Origin of the sequence: Bacillus sp. FSL R12-0074 (genome assembly GCF_038005725.1) — a bacterium.
In the GTDB taxonomy this organism is placed as follows: Bacteria; Bacillota; Bacilli; order Bacillales; family Bacillaceae_G; genus Bacillus_A; species Bacillus_A mycoides.
Genome location: NZ_JBBOTR010000001.1, coordinates 1,727,660 through 1,750,809 on the forward strand (window position 1 = coordinate 1,727,660; position 23,150 = coordinate 1,750,809).

24 protein-coding genes are annotated in these 23,150 nt (G+C 33.6%); 16 read left to right on the top strand and 8 right to left on the bottom strand.

All coding sequences use genetic code 11. From position 1 onward, the window contains the following. Window positions 1–297 precede the first annotated feature (297 nt). Window positions 298–1,701, top strand: a complete 1,404-nt coding sequence (nhaC, locus tag NSS97_RS09060; RefSeq protein WP_002086402.1) for a Na+/H+ antiporter NhaC — start codon at window positions 298–300, stop codon at window positions 1,699–1,701. Window positions 1,702–1,829: 128 nt separating this feature from the next. Then, window positions 1,830–3,218, top strand: a complete 1,389-nt coding sequence (fumC, locus tag NSS97_RS09065; protein ID WP_002035171.1) for a class II fumarate hydratase — start codon at window positions 1,830–1,832, stop codon at window positions 3,216–3,218. Between the two features lie 204 nt (window positions 3,219–3,422). On the opposite strand, the gene NSS97_RS09070 is transcribed toward fumC, so the two are convergent. Both NSS97_RS09070 and NSS97_RS09075 read right to left on the bottom strand, forming a co-directional pair. Beyond that, the gene (locus NSS97_RS09070) at window positions 3,423–4,772 is read right to left on the bottom strand and encodes an FAD-dependent oxidoreductase (protein ID WP_341112260.1); all 1,350 of its coding nucleotides are present in this window, start codon (window positions 4,770–4,772) and stop codon (window positions 3,423–3,425) included. A gap of 230 nt (window positions 4,773–5,002) precedes the next feature. Further along, window positions 5,003–5,425, bottom strand: a complete 423-nt coding sequence (locus tag NSS97_RS09075) for a PH domain-containing protein (protein WP_107887737.1) — start codon at window positions 5,423–5,425, stop codon at window positions 5,003–5,005. 131 nt (window positions 5,426–5,556) lie between these two features. On the opposite strand from NSS97_RS09075, the gene NSS97_RS09080 reads away from it, so the two are divergent. The 3 genes from NSS97_RS09080 to NSS97_RS09090 all read left to right on the top strand — a co-directional run bounded on the left by NSS97_RS09080 (window position 5,557) and on the right by NSS97_RS09090 (window position 8,494). Next, on the top strand, window positions 5,557–5,748 hold the full coding sequence (locus NSS97_RS09080) for a hypothetical protein (protein WP_142933471.1): 192 nt from the start codon (window positions 5,557–5,559) through the stop codon (window positions 5,746–5,748). A 343-nt stretch (window positions 5,749–6,091) separates the two neighbouring features. Further along, window positions 6,092–6,856 (top strand): DUF2087 domain-containing protein, encoded by a 765-nt coding sequence (locus NSS97_RS09085; protein WP_107887736.1) that lies wholly within the window; start codon window positions 6,092–6,094, stop codon window positions 6,854–6,856. A 228-nt stretch (window positions 6,857–7,084) separates the two neighbouring features. Then, window positions 7,085–8,494, top strand: a complete 1,410-nt coding sequence (locus NSS97_RS09090) for an MATE family efflux transporter (protein ID WP_002086395.1) — start codon at window positions 7,085–7,087, stop codon at window positions 8,492–8,494. A gap of 53 nt (window positions 8,495–8,547) precedes the next feature. Here NSS97_RS09090 and NSS97_RS09095 read toward each other — a convergent pair whose 3' ends face one another. Beyond that, window positions 8,548–9,246: a Type 1 glutamine amidotransferase-like domain-containing protein gene (locus NSS97_RS09095; RefSeq protein WP_107887735.1), complete on the bottom strand. Its 699-nt coding sequence runs from the start codon at window positions 9,244–9,246 to the stop codon at window positions 8,548–8,550. A 542-nt stretch (window positions 9,247–9,788) separates the two neighbouring features. On the opposite strand from NSS97_RS09095, the gene NSS97_RS09100 reads away from it, so the two are divergent. The 6 genes from NSS97_RS09100 to NSS97_RS09125 all read left to right on the top strand — a co-directional run bounded on the left by NSS97_RS09100 (window position 9,789) and on the right by NSS97_RS09125 (window position 13,582). Beyond that, on the top strand, window positions 9,789–10,187 hold the full coding sequence (locus NSS97_RS09100; protein WP_107887734.1) for a DUF3942 family protein: 399 nt from the start codon (window positions 9,789–9,791) through the stop codon (window positions 10,185–10,187). Between the two features lie 125 nt (window positions 10,188–10,312). Next, a complete protein-coding gene (locus tag NSS97_RS09105) occupies window positions 10,313–10,729 on the top strand; it encodes a BlaI/MecI/CopY family transcriptional regulator (RefSeq protein ID WP_107887733.1) in 417 nt (138 codons plus the stop codon). Window position 10,730: 1 nt separating this feature from the next. Then, window positions 10,731–11,543 carry a M56 family metallopeptidase gene (locus tag NSS97_RS09110; protein ID WP_341112265.1) on the top strand — a complete coding sequence of 271 codons (813 nt, stop codon included), beginning with the start codon at window positions 10,731–10,733 and terminating at the stop codon, window positions 11,541–11,543. Between the two features lie 54 nt (window positions 11,544–11,597). Then, window positions 11,598–12,311: a cytochrome c-type biogenesis protein CcdA gene (gene ccdA / locus NSS97_RS09115; RefSeq protein WP_107887731.1), complete on the top strand. Its 714-nt coding sequence runs from the start codon at window positions 11,598–11,600 to the stop codon at window positions 12,309–12,311. A gap of 18 nt (window positions 12,312–12,329) precedes the next feature. Continuing rightward, window positions 12,330–12,884: a TlpA family protein disulfide reductase gene (locus tag NSS97_RS09120; protein WP_044441543.1), complete on the top strand. Its 555-nt coding sequence runs from the start codon at window positions 12,330–12,332 to the stop codon at window positions 12,882–12,884. A 14-nt stretch (window positions 12,885–12,898) separates the two neighbouring features. Beyond that, window positions 12,899–13,582 carry a prolipoprotein diacylglyceryl transferase family protein gene (locus NSS97_RS09125; RefSeq protein WP_142933468.1) on the top strand — a complete coding sequence of 228 codons (684 nt, stop codon included), beginning with the start codon at window positions 12,899–12,901 and terminating at the stop codon, window positions 13,580–13,582. 48 nt (window positions 13,583–13,630) lie between these two features. Here the strand turns inward: NSS97_RS09125 and NSS97_RS09130 are convergent, their stop codons facing one another. Further along, a complete protein-coding gene (locus NSS97_RS09130) occupies window positions 13,631–14,176 on the bottom strand; it encodes a helix-turn-helix domain-containing protein (RefSeq protein ID WP_002012259.1) in 546 nt (181 codons plus the stop codon). Between the two features lie 149 nt (window positions 14,177–14,325). Here NSS97_RS09130 and NSS97_RS09135 point away from each other — a divergent pair, with 149 nt between their 5' ends. Together NSS97_RS09135 and NSS97_RS09140 are read left to right on the top strand one after the other, a co-directional pair. Then, window positions 14,326–15,663 carry a D-serine ammonia-lyase gene (locus tag NSS97_RS09135; protein ID WP_107887729.1) on the top strand — a complete coding sequence of 446 codons (1,338 nt, stop codon included), beginning with the start codon at window positions 14,326–14,328 and terminating at the stop codon, window positions 15,661–15,663. Between the two features lie 154 nt (window positions 15,664–15,817). Next, window positions 15,818–17,065: a DUF445 family protein gene (locus NSS97_RS09140; protein WP_107887728.1), complete on the top strand. Its 1,248-nt coding sequence runs from the start codon at window positions 15,818–15,820 to the stop codon at window positions 17,063–17,065. 30 nt (window positions 17,066–17,095) lie between these two features. On the opposite strand, the gene exsE is transcribed toward NSS97_RS09140, so the two are convergent. The 4 genes from exsE to NSS97_RS09160 are packed head-to-tail and all read right to left on the bottom strand — an operon-like array spanning window position 17,096 to window position 20,094. After that, the gene (exsE, locus tag NSS97_RS09145) at window positions 17,096–18,052 is read right to left on the bottom strand and encodes an exosporium protein ExsE (protein ID WP_107887727.1); all 957 of its coding nucleotides are present in this window, start codon (window positions 18,050–18,052) and stop codon (window positions 17,096–17,098) included. Further along, window positions 18,049–19,116: a hypothetical protein gene (locus NSS97_RS09150; RefSeq protein ID WP_107887726.1), complete on the bottom strand. Its 1,068-nt coding sequence runs from the start codon at window positions 19,114–19,116 to the stop codon at window positions 18,049–18,051. The genes exsE and NSS97_RS09150 overlap by 4 nt, the downstream gene beginning before the upstream one ends. Then, window positions 19,109–19,552: a hypothetical protein gene (locus tag NSS97_RS09155; RefSeq protein WP_107887725.1), complete on the bottom strand. Its 444-nt coding sequence runs from the start codon at window positions 19,550–19,552 to the stop codon at window positions 19,109–19,111. The genes NSS97_RS09150 and NSS97_RS09155 overlap by 8 nt, the downstream gene beginning before the upstream one ends. Then, window positions 19,549–20,094 carry an RNA polymerase sigma factor gene (locus tag NSS97_RS09160; RefSeq protein ID WP_341114611.1) on the bottom strand — a complete coding sequence of 182 codons (546 nt, stop codon included), beginning with the start codon at window positions 20,092–20,094 and terminating at the stop codon, window positions 19,549–19,551. The genes NSS97_RS09155 and NSS97_RS09160 overlap by 4 nt, the downstream gene beginning before the upstream one ends. A gap of 219 nt (window positions 20,095–20,313) precedes the next feature. Between NSS97_RS09160 and NSS97_RS09165 the strand changes: the two genes are divergently transcribed. The 3 genes from NSS97_RS09165 to NSS97_RS09175 all read left to right on the top strand — a co-directional run bounded on the left by NSS97_RS09165 (window position 20,314) and on the right by NSS97_RS09175 (window position 23,120). Beyond that, window positions 20,314–20,952: a response regulator transcription factor gene (locus tag NSS97_RS09165; protein WP_000694090.1), complete on the top strand. Its 639-nt coding sequence runs from the start codon at window positions 20,314–20,316 to the stop codon at window positions 20,950–20,952. Window positions 20,953–20,956: 4 nt separating this feature from the next. Beyond that, window positions 20,957–22,057, top strand: coding sequence for a sensor histidine kinase (locus NSS97_RS09170; RefSeq protein WP_078203058.1), 1,101 nt, complete (start codon window positions 20,957–20,959; stop codon window positions 22,055–22,057). Between the two features lie 124 nt (window positions 22,058–22,181). Continuing rightward, complete coding sequence (locus tag NSS97_RS09175) at window positions 22,182–23,120, top strand: ABC transporter ATP-binding protein (protein WP_002086377.1); 939 nt, start codon at window positions 22,182–22,184, stop codon at window positions 23,118–23,120. The last annotated feature ends 30 nt before the right edge of the window (window positions 23,121–23,150 follow it).

The window sequence follows — 23,150 nt, forward strand, 5'->3', positions numbered from 1 at the left end:
GGCAAATATTAAAAAGGTTATTATGGGTTAATAATTAGTGGGGATGGATAAAACCCTCATTGATTAAAGTTTTATTTCATTAGGTGTTTTTATCTAAATAAATAAAAATACAACATTTTTTATATTTTTCATTGCGAAAAGCGCAATCTACTTTTACAATAGAAAGGGTTGTGAATATATTATACTGAAAAAATAAATCGAAATAATATGAAAATTTTGTTTTGTCTTCGCTAATTGTATACTACATACACGTAAGACTACATACATCATGTTATCGACTTGTAAGGAGAGAAAAAAATGAAAAGTGTAAGATTACCATCGATGCTAGAAATTATTATTCTTTTATGCCTATTTCTTGCTGTCGTCTTTTCCTTCCAAACGATTTTTGATCTCCCAATTCAATTAGCGCTATTTATTTCATGGTTTTTAGTTATTGCGCTTGGATTAAGATTAGGATTTCGTTATCAAGAATTGCAAGATGCAATTACGAAAGGGATTTCTAATGGATTAGAAGCAATTCTTATTTTAGTTGCAGTTGGGGCTTTAATTGGAACGTGGATTGCTGGTGGGGTTGTACCTACATTAATTTATTATGGATTAGAATTCATTCACCCTAGCATATTCTTATTGGCAACTTTAATTATTTGTTCAATCACTTCTATCGCGACAGGAACATCATGGGGAACAGTTGGAACTGCAGGTATTGCTATGATGGCGATAGGTGAAGGGCTTGGATTACCACTTCCGCTTGTTGCGGGTGCAGTCCTTTCAGGAGCTTATTTCGGAGACAAATTATCACCACTTTCTGATAGCACAGTTCTTGCAGCTTCTATGGCGAAAGTAGATGTTATTGCTCACGTTCGAGCTATGCTCGTATTAGACGTTCCAGCTTATATTATTACCAGCATTATGTTTACTGTTGCTGGATGGATGTATGGCGGGGATAATGTAGATTTAAATAGAGTTGAGTTTTTAAAAGAATCTTTATTAAAGCACTTTGATATTAAAATATGGATGCTTGTTCCAGCGGTAATTGTTATTGTGCTATTGGCGATGAAGAAACCATCTATGCCAACAATTGCTATGGGAGCTTTAATTGGTGCAATTTGGGCAACACTTTTCCAAGGAATGCACTTTGGAGAGGCAATTGGAACAGCATATAACGGATTCTCAATTCAATCTGGTGTCGAGTTTGTCGATAAGTTATTAAACCGTGGTGGAATTAATGGTATGCTTGGTTCAGTAGCCGTTATTATTTTCGGCTTAGGTTTTGGTGGATTACTTGAAAAGCTAGGTGTTCTAAAGGTAATCGTATCGAAATTTGAGAAGAAATTAAATTCTGCAGGCAATGTAACATTGTCTACATTAATCGTTGCGTTTTTAGCTAACATATTTGGTTGTGCGATGTACGTATCACTTATTTTAACACCAAAAATTATGGAAGAAAGCTATGATAAATTAAAAATAGATCGCCGCGTATTAGCACGTAACTCAGAAGTAGGTGGAACTTTGACTTCTGGTATGGTTCCATGGTCTGATAATGGTATTTTTATGGCTGGTATTTTAGGTGTATCAACATTATCATACGTTCCATTTATGTGGCTAAGCTTCGTATCACTCATTTTAGCAGTTATTTATGGATATACAGGCAAGTTCATTTGGTATGTAGATGATGCGGATAAAGGAAAGCAAGCATCATAAAAAAATTACCTTCTGCGGTGGCGGAAGGTAATTTTTTTTTTATATGTATTAATGAGAATTCTTATCATTTGATAGAAAGTCTGTTAAAATAAAAGATGTAGGTATTTTATTTTCAAGGGGATGAAAAAATGGAGTACAGAATTGAAAGAGATACATTAGGAGAAATGAAAGTTCCAGCTGATAAATTATGGGCAGCACAAACGCAGCGTAGTAAGGAAAATTTTCCGATTGGAACAGAGCATATGCCGCTTGAAATTGTAAAAGCATTTGCGATTTTAAAGAAGAGTGCAGCGCTTAGTAATCAAAAATTAGGAAAGCTATCAGAAGAGAAGACGCAAGCAATTGTGGAAGCTGCTGATGAAGTTATCGCAGAAAAATGGAATGAACATTTTCCACTTGTCGTATGGCAAACGGGTAGTGGTACACAATCGAATATGAATGTAAATGAAGTAATTGCAAACCGCGGTAATCAAATTTTGAAAGAAAAGGGATCTGACGTACATATTCATCCGAATGATGACGTGAACATGTCTCAAAGTTCCAATGATACGTTCCCAACAGCACTTCATGTAGCGTGTGTAATTGCGGTAGAAAATCATGTATTGCCAGCTATTACGAAATTAAAAGAAACATTAGCAGAAAAAGTAACTGCATTTGAACATATTATTAAAATCGGTCGTACGCATTTACAAGATGCAACACCTTTAACGTTAGGACAAGAAATTAGCGGATGGCACCGTATGCTTGAAAAAACAGAGCGTATGATTGCAGATAGCAATACATATATGAAAGAATTAGCAATTGGTGGTACTGCGGTTGGAACTGGAATTAATGCGCACCCTAAATTTGGTGAGATGGTAGCAGAAGAAATTAGTCTGTTTACAGGTAAACAATTTGTTTCTGCACCAAATAAATTCCATGCGTTAACGAGCCATGATGAAGTTGTATTTGCACATGGAGCATTAAAAGCATTAGCTGCTGATTTAATGAAGATAGCTAACGATGTGCGCTGGCTCGCAAGTGGTCCACGAAGTGGTCTTGGGGAAATTATTATCCCTGCAAATGAACCAGGAAGCTCTATTATGCCAGGTAAAGTAAATCCAACGCAAAGTGAAGCATTAACAATGGTTGTAGCACAAGTTATGGGGAATGACACAACAATCGGATTTGCTGCGAGCCAAGGTAATTTTGAGCTAAACGTATTCAAACCAGTTATTGCTTACAACTTCCTGCAATCTGCTCACTTATTAGCTGATGCAACCGTTTCGTTTAATGATAAATGTGCAGTTGGTATTGAAGCAGATGAAGAAGTAATTAATGAAAATGTAAATCGTTCATTAATGCTTGTAACAGCGCTAAACCCACATATCGGGTATGAAAATGCCGCGAAAATTGCAAAGCATGCCCATAAAGAAGGGTTAACTTTAAAAGAAGCAGCATTGCAATCTGGACTACTAACAGAAGAGCAATTTGATGAGATTGTAGATCCGAAAAAAATGATTGCTCCGAAAGAATAATAGAAGAGGCCAAGATTCTTAATTTAGAATCTTGGCTTTTTTATCCCGCTATTTGCCGGGCAGTAAAACTCCTACCTCAAAATTCGGCTGCAGCAAAGAAGTTAGGTGGGAGCCCTGCTGCCCATAAACGCCCGATTGGTGAAGGCTAATAATCAGTGGGGGATGAACAAAACCCCACTGATTAAAGTTTCACTTTATCGCATATTAATTTTTAATTCCTTGCGGAAAAGTAAATACACATAAAGGGTCATATTTTTTACTGATTTTTCTTAATTTGTTCGCATGTGTCCCGTAATAAGCGTTCATATAATCTTTCAAATCGCTGTATGGGAAATTGATGAATGAGCCGTCTGTTATAGATTCTATATAGTCAAATCGGCTTTCTAACCATTGGGAATTATCCTTTTTAACAATCGGATCTTCCCATATAGTTTGGATTCCTAGAATATAATGTGCATCGCGGTAATAAAAAGCGCTCGCATCTTTACCTACATCTTGAATTTTTCCTCCAAGGGGGGAGAGACTTATAGCTGCAAAAATACTACCGGAAGCTCTATCTTCAATAAGACTAATAATTATTTCGATTTCTTCCTCGTTATATTGTTTATGAACGAACCGGCCTGTAGATTTAAATTGTTCAGACGGTGGATATGAAGATTCTACAATGGCCATTGCTTCAAGAAAACTGATATATTGTAAATTCATCTTCACCCCGTTTATATTGAGTAAATCTTGTAGAATGAACGCTGCATCTTCTGGGGTACCGTAATATAAACCTCGTCCATATATTGCAAGTCCTTCCACAACAGAGTTGTATATGCTCGCACCGATTGTCATCTTACTATTTAAATTTACTAGCCAGCTTTGCCATGTGTGAAGAAATTCCTTTTGGATGTCTACTGAAGCGTTAGGCCAATATAGTTCAACGAAAGTAACTTTATCAACTATTGGAGGGAGCTTAAAAGTTAGCGAAACAACGATGCCAAAATTTCCGCCACCTGCCCCGCGACAAGCCCAAAATAAGTCTTTATGGCAAGTTTCATTAGCTGTAATTACTTTACCTTTATAGTCAATTAATTCTAACTCTATTAAATTGTCACAACCAAGGCCGAAATACCTACTAGAATAGCCCCAACCTCCACCTAAAGTGTATCCACTTACTCCAACAGTTGGACAAGTTCCTCCTGGAAATGGATAACCTTTTGAAGAGATAAAGTCATAGATTTGTTTATTTTGAGCACCACCTTGAATGACTAATGTATTTTTATGTTCATTAAGCTGCATACAGTTCATTTTACTTATATCAATTACGAGGACATTGTTTCCGACAGAATATCCTTCGTAATGGTGTCCACCAGAACGAATGCGAATAGCAATTTCATTTTTTCTCGCCCAAATAATCGCATTACTAACATCCCATTTCGTAAAACAATAAATGATAGCTAAAGGAAACTTTTGAATAGCCCGATTCCATTCTTGTCTAGCTTCTTCGTACTCACAATCATATCTTGTAATAATTTCACCTGTTAACCCTTCATAACTTAACTCATACATAATAAGCACCTTTCATTCATTTTGTGTAGTAGTTTGTTTTTCTAGAAATAGTGTATGTTCGTATCGTTTGTTTGTGATGAAGGCGTAGTATCTTTATGTAATAAAAAATAGACTAACTATTGGGGAGTTAGCCTGAGGGGAGAATAAATATGTAAACGGCGGTTTTACTTGGGGAGGATATTCAATTCTTATATAGTTATCCTAATAGCATTGAACTGTCTCAAACAAAATTATTCATTTGAGGTGCTATTGATTATTTTCACATTTGGCCAGTTTTCTTTTAAGAGTGAAATGAATTTCTCCTCTTCTTGTGGTACGAAAGATGTTACTGAGTCGAATAAATTATAATGAATTTCTATTTGTTGTCTTGTCCAATTTTCTGAACGAAGCTTTTTACCAGAGTATTTAATGTGGCGTATATATTCAAATGGAATTTCAGTACGGAGTATGAAACCATGTTTAACAATAAGGGCAGATTCCGTTATTTTGTAATGAGAAAAATAGAAAGAAGAGAGATTCACGATATTTAAGAGCATCATGAGAGTGAAAAAAATAGAATTCTCATTTTGAAAGAATAGAGAAATGAAAAAAACAACTAAAAACAATGAGATTAAAATGATATGAAATGGATTTTTTTTCGCTTTAAATTTCAAGTGAATCACCTCGGTATACCAGTCATTAAAATAATTAAATCACAATATTGTAATGAAACGTAAAAATATGCAACATTACATATTCTTACGTTTCATTATTCGTGTAAACTTTTTTGATGGGGTAAATTTGAATGAAGTTTTCAAAAGTGGAGTTGCATAAAATGATTTGGAGAAAAAGTATTAAAGTAATAGTCATAATTAGTTGTATGATGATGATTAGTGGTTGTTCAAATAGATTCGTTGAGGATGGAAATCGAAAACATGTATTTGTACAAGCGAGTAAAGTTTTAGTGGAAGTTGTTTATAAAATATATAAAAGGTAAAAGGTGTTTTCGTATATGGAAACACCTTTTTTGTAGTTAAAATTGAATGCTGAAGTTTTGGAATGTGTGAATGCCGGTTCCATGTTGAATTAGGTTTGTATCACTTAAATATTGAACAGCATATTTCACATCTTAATAATAAGTGGTTTCTAAAAACACATTCGCTGTTTGTTGGGATAAGTCTTTTTTATAACGTATAAATAGATATTTTTATAAAAGTTTGTAAAATAGGTAAACGAAATATTGAATTGTTTGCTTTTGATATGGTAAGATGATGGAGTGGTAATAAACGGTATCGTAATTTGTTTATGGTTTTAATAAACCTTTTGGAGGAATGTTTAGTATGAGTGATATTTCAGAGAAGTTTTGGAATGCGTCGATAGAGGAATTGAAGAAAGGGTATGTATTTGACGAGGAAGCAGAGGAGTATGTTTGTTTAGCTTGTGGAGAAACGTTTATTAAAGGGGTTATTTATCAAGAAAATCAAGTTTTGTATGAAGCGGAGAAGTTTGTACAGTTGCATATTCAAAATGAGCATACATCTATGTTTGAATATTTATTAAATCTTGATAAAAAGTTTACAGGCTTAACTGATTTGCAAAAGAAAATGGTTCAGTTTTTCCATATGGGACTTAACGATAAAGAGATTGTAAAAGAAATGGATGGCGGGAGCACATCGACGATTCGCAATCATCGATTTACATTGCGCGAGAAAATGAAGCAAGCGAAAGTATTTTTAGCGTTAATGGAATTGTCAGAAGAAAAATCAAAAGTTCAAACTAAATTTGTACCGATTCATAGAACAGCTACGATGGTGGATGATAGATACAATATTACAGAGGAAGAAAATGCTGAAGTTTTAACAGCGCATTTTACAGAAGGTTTGGATGGACCGCTTTCTAAATTTCCGAAAAAGCAAAAGCGTAAATTAATTATATTACGTCATTTAGTGAAGAAATTCGATAGTAATAAAAAGTATACTGAAAAAGAAGTAAATACAGTTTTAGAAAATATATATCCGGATTTTGTAACTTTGAGAAGATATTTAATCGAATATGGTTTTTTAGATAGAACAGCTGATGGAAGCCAATATTGGGTGAAGTTATAAGAATGAAGAGAAGAAAATGAATAGATGCACATAATAAAAACAACTATACAAAGAGATAGAGGATTACAGATACGAAAAATATGTTAAAGTTCTATGATGAATTTGAAAATAGTGAGTGGAAGAGCCAATTACTTTGACGAGCAAACAGTATAGAAATGGTTGGAGTAATTACAACTATTTGAGCACCGATTTAACCGTGCAGATTTTAAATAAAAGGAGAAATGAAATTTGAAACCACCTACAGATAACAATAAAGAAGGTGTAGAGTCACAGAAGTCAGAAACGGAACATAAGCCGATATGGAAATCGATGTCCATGTTTTTAGTGCCGTTACTTTTAAGTAATGTATTACAGTCAGTTGGACAGTTATTTGGAATGGTAGTAGTAGGAAGATGGCTTGGCGTAAATGATCTAGCAGCTATATCGGCATTTTTCCCGTTATTTTTCCTACTCGTTTCATTTGTAATTGGAATTGGTTCTGGTAGTTCAATTTTAATTGGTCAGGCATTTGGTGCTAAAAATGAGGAGCGCTTAAAAGCTATCGTTGGTACGACGCTTACGTTTACTTTTATTATCGGAGTCGTGTTGGCGATAATAGGTAGTATTTTTGCGATGGATATTATGCGTCTTATGGGAACGCCAGAAAATATTATTGAAATAAGTGTGCATTACGCAAGAATTTTATTTATATCTATGCCAGTATTATTTTTATATTTTGCATATACAACATTTATGAGAGGTACAGGAGATTCAAAAACGCCATTTTACTTTTTAATCGTAAGTACAGCGCTAAATATGATTTTATTACCAATTCTTATTTTTGGCTGGTTAGGAGCTCCGAAATTAGATGTTTACGGAGCAGCCTATGCTTCAGTTATATCTACAGTTATTACGTTTATTGTTATGCTAGTGTATTTAAAGAAGAAAAATCATCCACTACAATTAGACGGGACAGTAAGAAAATATCTTCGTATGGACTGGGAGTTATTAAAATTATTGTTACGCCTCGGTATTCCAGCGAGTATTAATATGATATTAGTTTCATTATCAGAGATCGCGGTAATCGCATTTGTAAATCGGTACGGTTCAGATGCAACAGCGGCGTATGGTGTTGTGAACCAAGTTGCAAGTTATGTACAAATGCCAGCAGTTAGCCTCGGTATTACCGTATCAATTTTTGCAGCGCAATCAATTGGTGCGAACCAATTTGATCGATTGCAGAAAGTTGTTAAGGCCGGAATTATTATGAATTATATCATTGGTGGTGTATTAATATCGCTTATTTACTTGTTCTCAAGAGATATTTTAGCACTATTTTTAACAAGTCAAAATACAATTGACATTGCTCATAGTCTAATCATGATTACATTATGGAGTTACTTAATTTTTGGTCATGCGCAAATTATTAGTGCCACAATGCGAGCAAGTGGTACTGTACTATGGCCAACTGTAATCAGTGTTGTATCAATTTGGCTTGTTGAAGTACCTGTGGCGTATTATCTTTCTTACCATACGAGCCTTGGAATAGAAGGGATATGGATTGGGTATCCAGCTGCATTCATCGTCAGCTTAATATTACAGTATGCATATTATAAGCTTTCATGGCAGAAGAAACGAATTACACGATTAGTGAGTTAAAAGATGAAAATGTCCCTAAGTCATTATACTTAGGGACATTTTTTTATGAATGCTTATAAATAACTTTTTAAAGTTATGTCAAAATGTTGTCTAATGAGTTCTCCATTATTCATATAAAACTCCCAAGCTGTATCTGGCTCACCGATAATTTCAAATGAACCTTCTGTAATATATAAAGCGCAATTATCTTCTAATGCAATACCTTCTATATTACCTTGGTGAGTTTGTAAAAACGTATGGAAGGCATTCATTCTATTTAATTGATTGTAATGGGGGCAAAATCTTTTGTTAACAATACCCCAGCCACTACTTTCTATATAACCGGAACCTTCATAATCTGAACGAATGCTAGATGTGAACCAGCACATAGCACCGGCACTATATCCTGCAATAAGTGTTCCACGTTTTAAAGCAAATAGTAACTTTTCATCTAGTTTATGTACTTTCCATTGTTCAAGCATGTGAACGTAATTTCCACCGCCAAGGTAAATTAAATCGGCAGAATGAATCATCTCATCTATTTCATATTTAGTAGGTGTTTCGGTTGAAATGCGTAAAATTTGAACCTCACAATGTAATTGCTTTTCAAATGTTGCTAAAAATAACTTTATATATCCTTCATCATCACGACTAGCTGTAGGAATGAATAATACTTTTGGGTATTGTTTATTCGTTAATTCTATAAGTCGTTCATTAATATGCAAGTGATTTGGATCTTGTAAATCACCGCCACCAATGACAGCTAATTTCATAGTAAAGCACCACCTAATAATATTTGTTATGTAAAAATTCGATAGTGGGGAGTTACATTCCTTCTGTGATTTAATGAATAAGGGGAAATAAAGTGAACAATATATTGAAATAGCATAAGGAGTCGATAGCTGTGGATAGAAAGGAATTAGAAGCAGTTTATCCCGCTATTTGCGGACAGTAAACTCCCGCCTCAAAATTCGATTGGAGCAAAGCAGTTAGGTGGGAGCCCTGCTGCCCGTAAACGCCCGATTGGTGTGGGCTAATAATCAGTGGGGGATGAACAAAACCCCCATTGATTAAAGTTTCACTTTATTGATATATAATACTGGAAAATATTGTTTCAAAATATGGGAACAATATGTTTAAATGAATATAACGACGTACTAATGAATGTTGAAAGAGTATTATATTTAAAAAGTACAGGGAATACCAAAAGTTTTACAAAAGTGTTTTTTACTTTTTATAGGAACTTATTTTATAATATAGTTAAATTATATTAATATACTTATTAACGTAGACTAAAAAGAGGGAGCGTGAAAGAGTGGATTTTCGATTTGAGTTCGCATCGAAGGTGAAAGAATATTTAGACGATGAAAAAGATGAAAAAATAATAAAAGATGGACACAGAGATATAATTTATAAATATTTATATCCGTTAGAGAGTGAAATTGGAATTTTTAAAAATCCTAACTTTACTTTTTTTGCATCAGGAAGACGTTCACATATAGTATTAGAAAATATTGAATTTAAAACAGAAGTAAACGTAGAAAGTAATATAATTGAAATTACAAAAATAGTGGATAATGTGGTGATTCCATTAGATACTATCGTAGCTAAAGATCGGGAATTATTTGCACTTGGGCGTAATGAGAAATTTAGTGTGCAAATATTAGAATATTATCTCTATGATACATTTGGAGAGAAGTTAGGTCTACAATGAATCGAACGTGGTACAGATAACTAATTAGTGGAGATTAGGATTCATTTAAGTATCAGTTAATATCATTTATGTTTGACCTTCTATATATTTTGTACTACAATTTGTAGTGTGAAAGGGGCCATACGATGTTTACTCAAAACTACAAGTTAAATGAGCATGGGTTAAATCACTTTTTCGGACCGCTTGAAGCGAAAATAATGGAGATTGTTTGGGCTACTGAGGGTATTACCATTAAAGATGTGCAACAAAAATTAAGTGAAGAATCCCCGGTGAATTTTAACACTGTAATGACAGTTATGAACAGATTAGTAGAGAAAGCACATTTAGAAAAGCATATCGTGAAAAGAAGTGGTATGTATCGTACTACACAAACGAAGGAAGAATTTTTATCTAATCAAACGAAGAAAATGACACAGGAATTAATGGGTGAATTTGGAGATCTTGTTGTGAACCATATGATAGATGAGTTAGAACAAGCTGATCCATCTTTAATAAAAAAATTAGAAGAGAAATTAAGTCAGCTAAAAAAAGAGGACCGCTAAAATGAAGTGGCAAATGCGTAAAATCGTTTTGTTAGCAGTGACTATTAGTGTACTTTTTTTAAGCATGTTAGTATACTACGTTACATACCCATTTCTTTTTCAAAATAAAGCATTTTTCCTTTCGCAATTTTGTTTATTTGAATTACAAAAACATATGAGGGAACTATCAATACTTCGTATAATGATAGCCGGATTACTGTTATTTACTGTAATCATTATGAGTAAAAGAATTTGGAAGCAATTTTTTTATAGTAAAAGATTGAAAAGAAATCTCGTGTCTATTACTAGAAAAGGAAAGCAAGTGTACGTATTATCAACGTTACAGATTACGGCATTTACAATTGGATTAGTTCGACCGAAAATTGTCATTTCAGAAGGAGTGTTTCAGGCATTTTCTGAGGAAGAAATTGATGCGATTGTATTACATGAGGAATATCATCAAAAAAATCGAGATCCATTAAAGTTATTTTTCTTTACATTGTTAGCTGAGGGAATGATGTATATTCCTATATTAAAAGGGATGTTGCAGCGTTATCATGTATATCAAGAGCTATCAGCTGATAAATATGCGATGCAAAAAATGAAATCTTCATTTGAGCTAGGTAGTGCATTATTAAAGTTAATTAAAATAAAAACGATGGAAAATCAATGTATTACAGCGTCGTTTGCAAAAACTGCAATTAATTTACGAATTGAGCAAGTGTTGAATGAGGAAGTTGTTAAGCTGAATATGCCATTACATACAAATTCAGTATATGTAACGTTAGGGCTATTTTGTATGTCGATTGTACTTATTGTCGGAGAGTGTATATAGCCTCTTTTTTTAATAATCAACACTACGTATTGTAGTGTATCTAGGAGGAATAAAATGAATGCGGCGGATTTAACAATTTGGCTAGTAGCAGGGGCTGGGATACTTTCATTTATATCACCATGTTCTTTACCGCTATATCCATCTTATTTATCATATATTACAGGTGTGTCTATTCAAGATTTTAAAAAAAATCGTGGAATTATGCAAAAATCAGCGATTATACATACAGTATTTTTTATGATCGGTTTCTCGGTTATATTTTATGCGTTAGGTTTATCGGTGAGTTGGATTGGGATTACTTTTTCATCTAATCAAAGATTGATTCAGCAAATTGGTGGGATTTTTATTGTTTTGATGGGGTTATTTATGACTGGATTGTTTCAGCCTAAGTGGCTTATGGCAGAGAAAAAAGTGCAGTATAGAAGTAAATCGACAGGCTATATTCGCTCGATTTTGGTTGGTATGACATATGCAGCAGGATGGACACCGTGTGTTGGTCCGATATTTTCTGCAGTGCTTATGCTCGGGGCGACCAATCCTGAAAGTGCGCTTCTTTATATTACGGCATATACTCTTGGCTTTGCAGTTCCGTTTTTCGTGATGGCATTTTTTATTGGAAAGGTAAAATGGATTGTTACTTATGCCAATGTCATGATGAAAATCGGCGGTGGAATGATGATTTTAACAGGGGTTTTATTATATACAAATCAAATGACGAAAATTACAGCGTTCTTTATTCGTCTATTCGGTGGATTTACGGGATTTTAGAAATGAGGAGGAAGAAAAGTGAAGAAACTAATTGCTATTATACTAGCTGGGGCACTAATTTGGGCAGGAGTTAACTTTTATAATACTAAGAAAGAAGAAAAAGAAAGAAAAGCGAAACAAGCGGAGTTACAAGAGAAAGAAGTATTACCACAAGTGGGATTTAAAGCGCCGAACATAACATTAAAAGGATTAGATGGGAAGCTTTATTCGTTAAATGATGCAAATGGAAAACCATATGTTATTAATTTTTGGGCATCATGGTGTGGACCATGTGAAATAGAGGCTCCTGACTTAGTTCGTTTGTATGATAAATATAAAAAGGATGTTGAAATCTTTGCGGTAAATGCAACAATCGGGGATCCAGTACAAGAAGCGAGTGCATTCGCAGATCGCCACGGATTTAAATTTCCAGTTCTATTAGATATGGACGGAGTAGCTGGATTAGATTATAAAGTATTCTCTTTACCAACGACATTTTTCGTTAATAAAGATGGAATTATAGTAGATCAAGCACGAGGTGTATTACCTCCAGATCAATTAGAAGAGAAGTTTAAGAAAATAATTGAGAATTAAGAGGGGATTTCATAGTGATGGAGTGGATGTTGAGGTTACAACCCGTTTCTCTTATAATAGGAAGCCTATTTGGATTTACTCTAATGAAACTAAGGATGAAAAAGCAAAATATTCAATATGAAAAAATGATGGATGCAGTAACGAATGGCTTTCTTATCATTGTATTAGTATGGAAATTCGCACCGGCAATTTTAAATCCGGTATGGGTCATTGGGGCGCCAATGCCAGCATTATTAGCTGTAGGAAGTATTCAGCATATTATAGTAGGATGCGTAATTGCGAGTATATATATTGTTTGGAAAAGTAAAAAAGAGCAATTTTCTCTTCGGATTTTACTTGATACATTACCTTTTGGATTTTGCGTGAGTATAATCTTTTATTTTATATTCCATCAAGAAGTAGGTGCACAAACGACACTGCCGTGGGGGATGAAAATATATGAATCAAAATTTTTGTATCATCCTATTTTCATGTATGAGATTATACTCGCACTCGGTATAATTGGCTCGTTATGGATTAAAAATGAAAGATTAGGAAATGGAAAGAATATAAGCTTTTTTCTAATTTGCGAGGGAATTGCTCATATCATTATTTCACTTATTAGTGAACAAAATTCAGTTCTATTTGGTCTTTCAATACAGCAAATACTCAGTTTTTTTGTTATTAGTTTAGGGATTTTGTTAGTACCAAAAAAATAAAAATAGCCATGCACGGAGAGCATGGCTATTTTTGTATCATCATATGAATTAAAAAATCGGCGGAGTAACAGAAAATAAAACAATCGCATTTTTCTCGAATTGATTTACCCATTTATGTTTTAAATAAGCTGGTATTTTTACGCTATCACCAGTTTCTAATGTGTATTCTTCTTCATTTAAGTGCAATGTGATTTTTCCGTCTAATACAAATGCTAATTCTTCACCTTTATGTTCTAGAACATTTTCTGATGAAGCAGTATTTGGTGGGATAGTCATAATTGCTGTTGCTAAATTTCCTGTGAAATCAGGTGATAACAATTCATATGATAAATTATCGATAATCATTTTTTTTCTTTTATGAGAACGTACAATTAAATCGTCTGTATTATTTTCTTCAAGTAAAAAACTAAATGTTGGAACATCAAGAGCTTTTGCAAGTACCTTTAATGTTTGAATAGAAGGGTTAGCAGAACCACGTTCAATTTGACTAAGCATTGATGGTGTGATTTCGGCCATCTTTGCTAATTCTTTACTAGTTAATCCTTTTTCTTTTCTTTGTTTTTCAATCTTTTTACCAATATCTATATTTTCCATAATAAATGCTCCTTAATAATTATTAAATTATATTTAAATATATTAAATTGAAATTAACTAAAATGAATTATTTATGTTAAACTATATTAAAATTAATTTAATTATAATTTATTATATGGCTATCTACAAGGATATGAGGAGGAAGAGGAATGAAGGAGATAGAGGCATTAAAAGAGCAATATCCACTAGTAAATAACTTAATCGCAACAGAAGAAGTATTTTGGATAAACCCAAATATGGAAAAGTATGAAACAGCAATAAAAAATTCGCCACTTAATGAAGAACATGTAAAAGACGCGGAAGAGAGATTAAAGCGTTTTGCACCATATATTGTGAAAGTATTTCCTGAAACGAAAGAAACAGGCGGTATTATAGAATCACCTTTAGTGAAAATCTCTTCTATGAAACAATCTTTAGAGAAAAGTTATGGGAAACCTATTTTAGGGGAATTACTATTAAAATGTGATAGCGGGCTTCCGATATCAGGATCAATAAAAGCTAGAGGCGGAATATACGAAGTGCTGAAACATGCAGAGCAACTGGCACTTCAGCATGGAATGTTAACAGGGAAAGATGATTATTCAATTTTAGATAGTGATAGATTTAGAGGTTTTTTTGCGAAGTATTCAATTGCAGTAGGTTCTACTGGAAATTTAGGGCTTAGCATCGGTATTATGAGTGCGAAATTAGGTTTTAATGTGACTGTTCATATGTCGGCAGACGCAAAAGAATGGAAAAAAGATTTATTAAGAAGTAAAGGTGTAAACGTTATTGAATATGAAGCTGATTATAGTAAAGCAGTAGAAGAAGGAAGACTGCAAGCAGATGCAGATCCTAGCTGTTATTTTGTTGATGATGAAAACTCACATGATTTATTTTTAGGATACGCAGTAGCAGCGTCACGTTTACAAAAACAATTAGAAGAGTTAGAGATTGTAGTAGATGAAGAATACCCTTTATTCGTTTATCTTCCGTGCGGGGTAGGTGGTGGGCCTGGCGGAGTAGCATTTGGTTTAAAGTTATTGTACAAAGACAACGTACACTGTTTCTTTGCGGAGCCTACGCACTCTCCGTGTATGTTACTCGGTTTAATGACAGGGCTTCACGATAAAATTGCCGTTCAAGATATCGGAATTGATAATATAACCGATGCGGATGGACTTGCGGTAGGAAGACCATCTGGATTTGTCGGTAAAACGATGGAACCATTTTTGAGTGGAAATTACACAGTAAGTGATGAGGAGTTATATAGATTATTAAAAGAACTGGCTGATACTGAAAATATTTATTTAGAGCCTTCTGCATTAGCGGGTATGATAGGGCCGTTGAATGTATGTAAAGCTGAAAATGAGTATTTACAAAAACAACAGTTAACAGAGAAGGTGAAGAAAGGTACTCATATTGTGTGGGGAACTGGTGGGAGTATGGTTCCGGAAGACGTGATGAATGGGTATTATAAGAAAGGTTTGGAATTAACGTTAAAATAAAAATGAGGCTATTTACAGCCTCATTTTTTTCATGTGCATAAAATTCTTTGTTATTTTCGCATTAGTTCATTATAGTATAGATATAAAGGATTGCTAATATCGAATAAATATAACAAAAAAGCTTTATTTTACATAATAAGAGGATGTGTATACGATGTCATTACAGACTAAATATATAGCGGGTATTTCGCTTGGGGTTATGGGCGTAGGTTTTGCGGCTTCAATCCCTTTTCAAGGAACAGTAGCTGGAGAAATTATACAAGGTGGATTTGAAGCTGGGTTAGTTGGTGGACTTGCGGATTGGTTTGCGGTTACAGCTTTATTCCGTCATCCGTTGGGAATCCCAATTCCACATACAGCATTATTACCGAAAAATCGTAAGCGGGTAACAAAGGGACTCGTTTCTACGTTAGAAAATGAATGGCTGACGAAAGAAAGTATTACAAGTAAAGTAAAAGAAATGCAGCTAGCACAAATGGTACTGCAAATTGCTGAGAAAGAGTTACAGTCTGATGCTGTGAAAAAAGGGATTGTAACAATTGCTGAGAAAGCGATTCTCCAAATAGATACGGAAAAATTGGCAGTTATTATTGAAAAAGAATTAAAAACATATTTGCATACAATTAACACAAGTAACATATTACAAGTTCTTGTGGATCAATTAGTAGTGCAAGAATATGATGAAAAAACACTTGATTACATATTAGTAAAAGTGAAAGATTGGACAGCTCAAGATGAAGCGCGTTATCAGCTCGGAAGCTTAGGCATGAAGGCGATGGAAAACATAAAAGTAGATGGATTCCTACAGTTTACTTTGAAATCGTTTATGAATATTGTTGATGAAGATAAAATTGGCGGCATTTTGCAGAAGTTTATTATTAGCAATATTAACAGCTTGCAAGATGCTGATAATAGCACAAGACAACTTATATTAGCGAAGATTCGTCAAGAAATTATAAATGTAAAAGAAAATGAATCTTTATTACAGGAATTAGAGAAGTGGAAAGAAAAATGGATTGCAAATTGGGATGCTACTGAAAAAATAAAAGAGATGCTAGAGCAAGTACAACAAAGGGCAGTTACCTTTGTGAAGAATGAAGAATTTGCTGATAAATATGTTGTTCCATTCTTACAAACACAAATGAATAAAATAAAAGGAGACGAACTGGCTGTTCAAAAAATAGAAGATTGGTTACAAAAACAAGTTGTTACTATTGTTGAAAAGAATCATTCGAAAATTGGAAAGCTTGTGCAAGAAAACCTTGATAAGTTAGATGATAAAACATTAATCGAAATGATTGAAAATAATGTCGGTAAAGATTTGCAGTGGATTCGTGTAAACGGGGCTGTTTGTGGTTTTATGATTGGATTAGTTTTAGAAGGAATAAAAGCGATTATATAAGAAAAACCTTCCACAATTGTGGAAGGTTTCTTATTTTTCGATAACACTCATATTTATATTATAAGCTTTCTCAATATTTAATTTGTACGTTCCATTTCCTGTTTTAATTGAATTTTTATACCAATGTTCTTGCCCATTTAATTCTGGATTTTCTTCTGAAGAATTATTTTCTTTTTTCGCTAAATCTTCTACTTGTTCCCAAGGTGTGTTTCCGTGAGTTTCTTTTTGATTTGTAACGGCTGTTAAAGAAACATCACTTTCTTTAGCTAAATGAACAGATACGTTTGAACTGTTTTGTACAAACCAATTATTTTGTAATTGACCGGGATAAAGAGATAGTTCGTTATTCGAAGCACGAATTTCCACATTTTTATTTTGCGGAAGAACGAGGGTTTGTTTTACCTGTGGTGCGAAGTTAAAAAACGTATGCTGAACCGGTAATGGTTTTAACGTTATATACATCGTTTCTCCAGCCGTTTGAACTGAAAGGAAATCAGCTCTTTTTAAATTAGGTTTTTCATTTGCTTTTGTCGTCATTTCATATGTTCCAAAAAGATGAATTTGATTTGTATTATCTCCCTCTATCGTTAGAGGGTAATGCCCCGCATCCACTACGATTTTTTTGATAGATTCAGGTATATCAAGTTGTCCGTCTGGAATATTACTTGTTTGTCTAGTTGTGTTAATAGAATGACGAACTTCTTCTAGCAATCCAGTTGATAATAAGCAGTAAAAAGCAATTCCAACACTTCCTAAAACTCCGATAAAGAAAATACTAAAAATATCATATTTAATAAATGAATGTTCCTTCTTAGAAAATAGAAGGTATAGTAAAATTTCAGCGCCAAGTATGATAAGTAAAACAGGCCACCAGGCTGTTAATGTATCTAATGCTTGAACTCCTTTTACGACTGAAAATAGTAAAAAGCAACCTAATGTAATAATGGAGAGCCCCATTGAGAATGTTCCAACGCGCCATGTTCTCATTCGTTTGTACCACCTTTGTTTTCTTTATTTCCAAGTAACAATTTAAAGCCGCCACCAATTAAAAGGAGAGCAACGATAGATGTTTGGAAATAGCGATAATATAGTTCGCTAAGATGAATATTAAATATAGTTGCAAAATAGTCATTCAAAATAGGAAGGACTGTTTGATCTAATAAATAATAACCACCTAATGCGATTAACCCAATACCGATCCATCTTTGATGATTGATAAAATAGTCAATGATAGGTTCGTCATTTACACGTTCTTTTCCGTATTTTGCAGTTTGCTGTAACGCATCAAAAAAGCTATAGAACCAAATGATTGGTACTAAAAATAAAAACGCAGAAAGTCTTAATAAGTCGAGCAAATAAATAGATAGTAAAAAGGCTGCCATAAGCTGAAGACCACGGCGCTGTAAGCCTAAATACATATGTCCTGCTCCAGGAAACATTGCTAAAATGGAAGCGAATGTTTTATTTTTCTTTCCTTGTTCTCGGTGCTCTTCAAACTCTTCGAAAATAGTACGGTCATCTAGTTGCTCTCCGCGTTCTTTTTTCTGTAGTTGTTGAACAACATCAAAGAAGTTATAAATCCATAAAACAGGTAGCGTAATAAGGAAGATAAGGAAACTTTCTTGAGATGTTAAGAGTGCAACGAATATAATCATACTTCCTATTCCTGTACAAGCTACTAAAAATGTAAGTCCTCGCTGCATAAGTCCTAATTGGAAATGGCCAAGTCCAGGGATAATTGATAGGAGAATGATATAAAATCGTTCGCTCTCTTTAACGGATTCTCGATTTTCTCCAGTTTGCTGTTTCTGTGATTGCTTCATTATTGTAATGATTAAGTCTATTATATTTATCACCCATAATACTGCTAATAAAAATAAAGGGAGAAAAATAATTTGGTGATTTCCAAGAACGGTAAACCCTACTGTTGCAATAAATAGTAATAAAGATCCACCGCTATATAAAATAAATCGTCCAAATTTCTTTAAATATAAATGTCCAAGCCCAGGAATTAGCCCTAATACAAGTGCTAAAAAGGGATTTTTATTCATGCTTTGAACCTCCGTCCTTTTTTGATGTGTCTACCGATTTGTTTACAATTTGTTGTGAGATAGAAGACTCGTTATGTTTTGAAGATTTCTCGAAATTTGATGTCGCTGTGAAAATATACTGGAATAAACCACTTACCATAAAAATAATTGTAGCCGCAGTCGCAATTATGTAGTGAATAATTGTGCGCTTTAGTGAGTTTGTTTTTATATTTTCATTAGATTGTAGTGTTTCAAAATTAATTTGCGTCATAACTTCGTTCGTAAATGAATCATCATTTATCATTGGAAGGTTTTCATGTTGTTCATCAATACTTTCCATATAAATTGCTAAACAATGATCACATTCATAAAGATGTTCTTCCATAGATTCACGTTCATTGTTTGATATAACATCTAATGTATAATTGCGCCAATCTTCTTTTGAATAATGCATCATAGAAACTCTTCCTCCTTCCAATGTTTTTTAATCCATTTTCTTGCCCGATACAGTTTCATTTCGACTGTTTTCAATTCAATATTTTCTTGCAAAGCAATTTCTTGATAACTTTTTTCTTCTAAGTAATGTGCGAGAACGACGTCACGGTAATTGTCGGGAAGTTCTCTCAGTTTTTGAGCGATGAGTAATTTTTGCTCTTTCGTCAATAATAAAGCCTCAATATTATGAGAGGATTTTATATTTTCCGCAGTTTCTTTACATAAGGAGAGTTCTTCGTTTTCTCTAGCTTTTTTTCTCTTATAATCAATAGCGTGATTGGTGGCAATACGTGCCATCCACGTTTTTAATCCGCGAAATTGATAATTTGGGAGAGAGGCGTGAATTTTTACGAATACTTCTTGTGTAACATCTTTAGCATCTTCTTCATGTCTTAAAATAGAAAAGATAACTTGAAAAATATAATGACGATATGTTTGTACAAGGATACGAAAAGCATGTTCGCTTCCTTGTTGTGCTTTTTCAACTAATTGTTTTTCCTCAATCGGTCTCTCCCTCCTTTTTGACGCATTCTATTATATAGACGTAAGAAATGATAAGTCACCCTACACATGTTATAAAAAAAGAATAATATATTTTTAGCAGGAGGGCTATACGAAAAAGGTGTGAAAAAATGGTAAAGAGAAGTATATAATGAGCAAGAAGGAAATGTTACACAGAGAAAGGATGTGAATGTTAGTAGGGGAAGGGCCATACTAACAAACATGAAAATTAAAATATTAATAGCGGACGATAATTCTTTTATTAGAGAAGGCATGAAAATTATTTTAAATACATACGAAGAGTTTGAAGTGTTAGATACTGTAAATGATGGAAAAGAGGCTGTAGCGTATTGTAAAAAGTATGAAGTTGATATCGCGCTTTTAGATGTTCGTATGCCAAACATGAACGGGGTAGAGGCGACGAAAATAATTTGTGAAGAGACAAAAACGAAGCCTCTCATTTTAACGACGTTTGATGATGATGAATATATTTTGGATGCAGTAAAAAACGGAGCGAAAGGTTATTTGTTAAAAAATAACGATCCAGAGCGTATCCGTGATGCAATAAAAGGAGTATATAACGGTCAAACTGTTATGCAAGATGTAGTACTTGATAAAATTAAGTCTAATTTAATGGAAAGTAAAGAAGAAGAATCTAAAATTGATAAGAGCCTTTTCACAGAAAGAGAGCTTAGTATTATCGCATTAATTGCGAAAGGTTTCTCAAATAAAGAAATTTCGAAGCAACTTTTCATATCTGAAGGAACGATTGCAAATTATATTACATCAGTTTTAGGGAAAACGGGACTTGAACATCGCACACAAATTGCGATTTATTACTTAACAGGGAAAGTAGATTAATGTTATGGAATTTTGGTTAACTGTAAGTAAACTTATTGTCTTTTTATATATAGTGTTTAGCTACATTCATTTAAATGTTACGAACTTACCGTGGATTATACTTACTTTGCTTTTATATCTTTCTGTAAACGTGTTGATCTCTATATTTAAAAAAGATACGTACAAAAACATATTAACTTGTGTGTCAATTGGCGTAGTTATGTTATTTACATGGAAGGTTCATCCGTTTTTTATTTTGTTTTTACCTTTGAACTTATATGAAATTGCAAATTATTACATAAAAAAGAAATGGTTAATCTTTTTCATTATGATTCTTCCTATTATTTTTATAGGTGAAGGTATTCAAATGACGTATGGACTTATTAGTGCATTTTGTTTTTTTTCCTTAACGATAGCCCACCGCTATATAGCACGATTATTAAAACTAGAAATGCAAAATGATAAAATGAGAAAAGACATACAAAGACTTACGAAAAGCTTAAATGAAAATAAAGATTACATAAGGCAATCTGAATACACATTTAAATTAGAGGAAAGAAATCGACTATCTCAAGAAATTCATGATAAAATCGGTCACTCAATGACAGGTGCACTAATTCAAATGGAAGCAGCAAAGAGATTAATGGAAATAGATAAAGAAAAATCTGCGGAATTATTACAAAATGCCATTCATATTTCAAAAGATGGAATTGAAAGCATTCGGATTACATTAAAAAATATGAAGCCACCAACTGAGCAAATTGGTATTCATCGTATGAAATTATTCATAGAAGAATTTGCCGGTAAGCATGATATAAATATTCCATTCGTATATAAAGGGAACTTAGATATGATTTCTCCAATTCAGTGGAAGATTATCGGTGAAAATGTTATGGAGGCACTAACAAACGCGATGAAATACGCTGATGCGACAGTCATCTCAATAGATATTCATGTACTTAACAAGATGGTAAAAGTACAAGTGAAGGATAATGGTAAAGGTGCAGCTCTTGTTAAGAAAGGCCTCGGTATTATGGGGATGGAGGAGCGAACAGCATCAGTAAACGGAAAAATTATTGTAGATGGAACAAGTGGTTTTTCAGTAACGATGTTGTTGCCGATATGAGGGATGAATCATCTCATATGAAAAAAGTGAATAATCTCATGTGAAAAGGGTGAACTTCTGCACTGAGCAGGTTCATTCTTTTTGTTTATAATAAAAGCAGAGAAACCGAAATAGGGGTGAAATGATGAACACATTGGAAATTAAAAATTTAACGAAAAAATTTGGTGATTTCATCGCGGTAGATAATATGTCTTTATCTATTAAAGAAGGAGAAATATTTGGCTTTTTAGGTTCGAATGGTGCTGGTAAGAGTACAACGATTAATATGATTGCTGGTTTGTTAAGAAGTAATGAAGGTGAAATTAGCATACTAGGAAAAAATATAAAGAAACATAATCGATTTGCGAAAATGAATATCGGTATCGTACCGCAAGATATTGCGATTTATGAAGAGTTAACTGCCTATGAAAATGTGAAATTCTTTGCTGGATTGTATGGATTACGAGGAGCCGAGCTAAAAGCGAGAGTAGAGGAAGCACTTCAATTTGTAGGCCTTAGTGATAAACATAAAAGTTATCCGAAAAACTTTTCTGGCGGGATGAAACGAAGACTGAATATCGCTTGTGCAATCGCTCATAGACCGAAGTTAATTATTATGGATGAACCGACAGTTGGAATTGATCCGCAGTCAAGGAACTACATTCTTCAGTCTGTCCGAAAATTAAATGAAATGGGAAGTACGATTATTTATACGAGTCACTACATGGAAGAAGTGGAAGAGATTTGTACGAAAATAGCAATTGTCGATCACGGTAAAGTAATTGCAGAAGGAACGAAAGAACAGTTAAAAGCGATTATTACAGATACGAAAGATATTTGGATTGAAGTAAAGTCAGTAGAAAATTTAGATGTAGAAAATTTAAAAGAGATAAATGGTGTGAAAGCTGTTCAAATTGAAGAGAACGTAATCAAGGTAAACTCGGATGCAGGATTAAATAATTTAAATAAAATTATTCAGCATTTCATTAATCATGACATTGAAATTCGTTCGTTAGAGGAGCAGGCTCCAAACTTAGAAACAGTATTTCTTACGTTAACTGGAAGAAACTTACGAGATAAATAACGGTAAATGAAGAAAAGGTAAAGGGAGGTT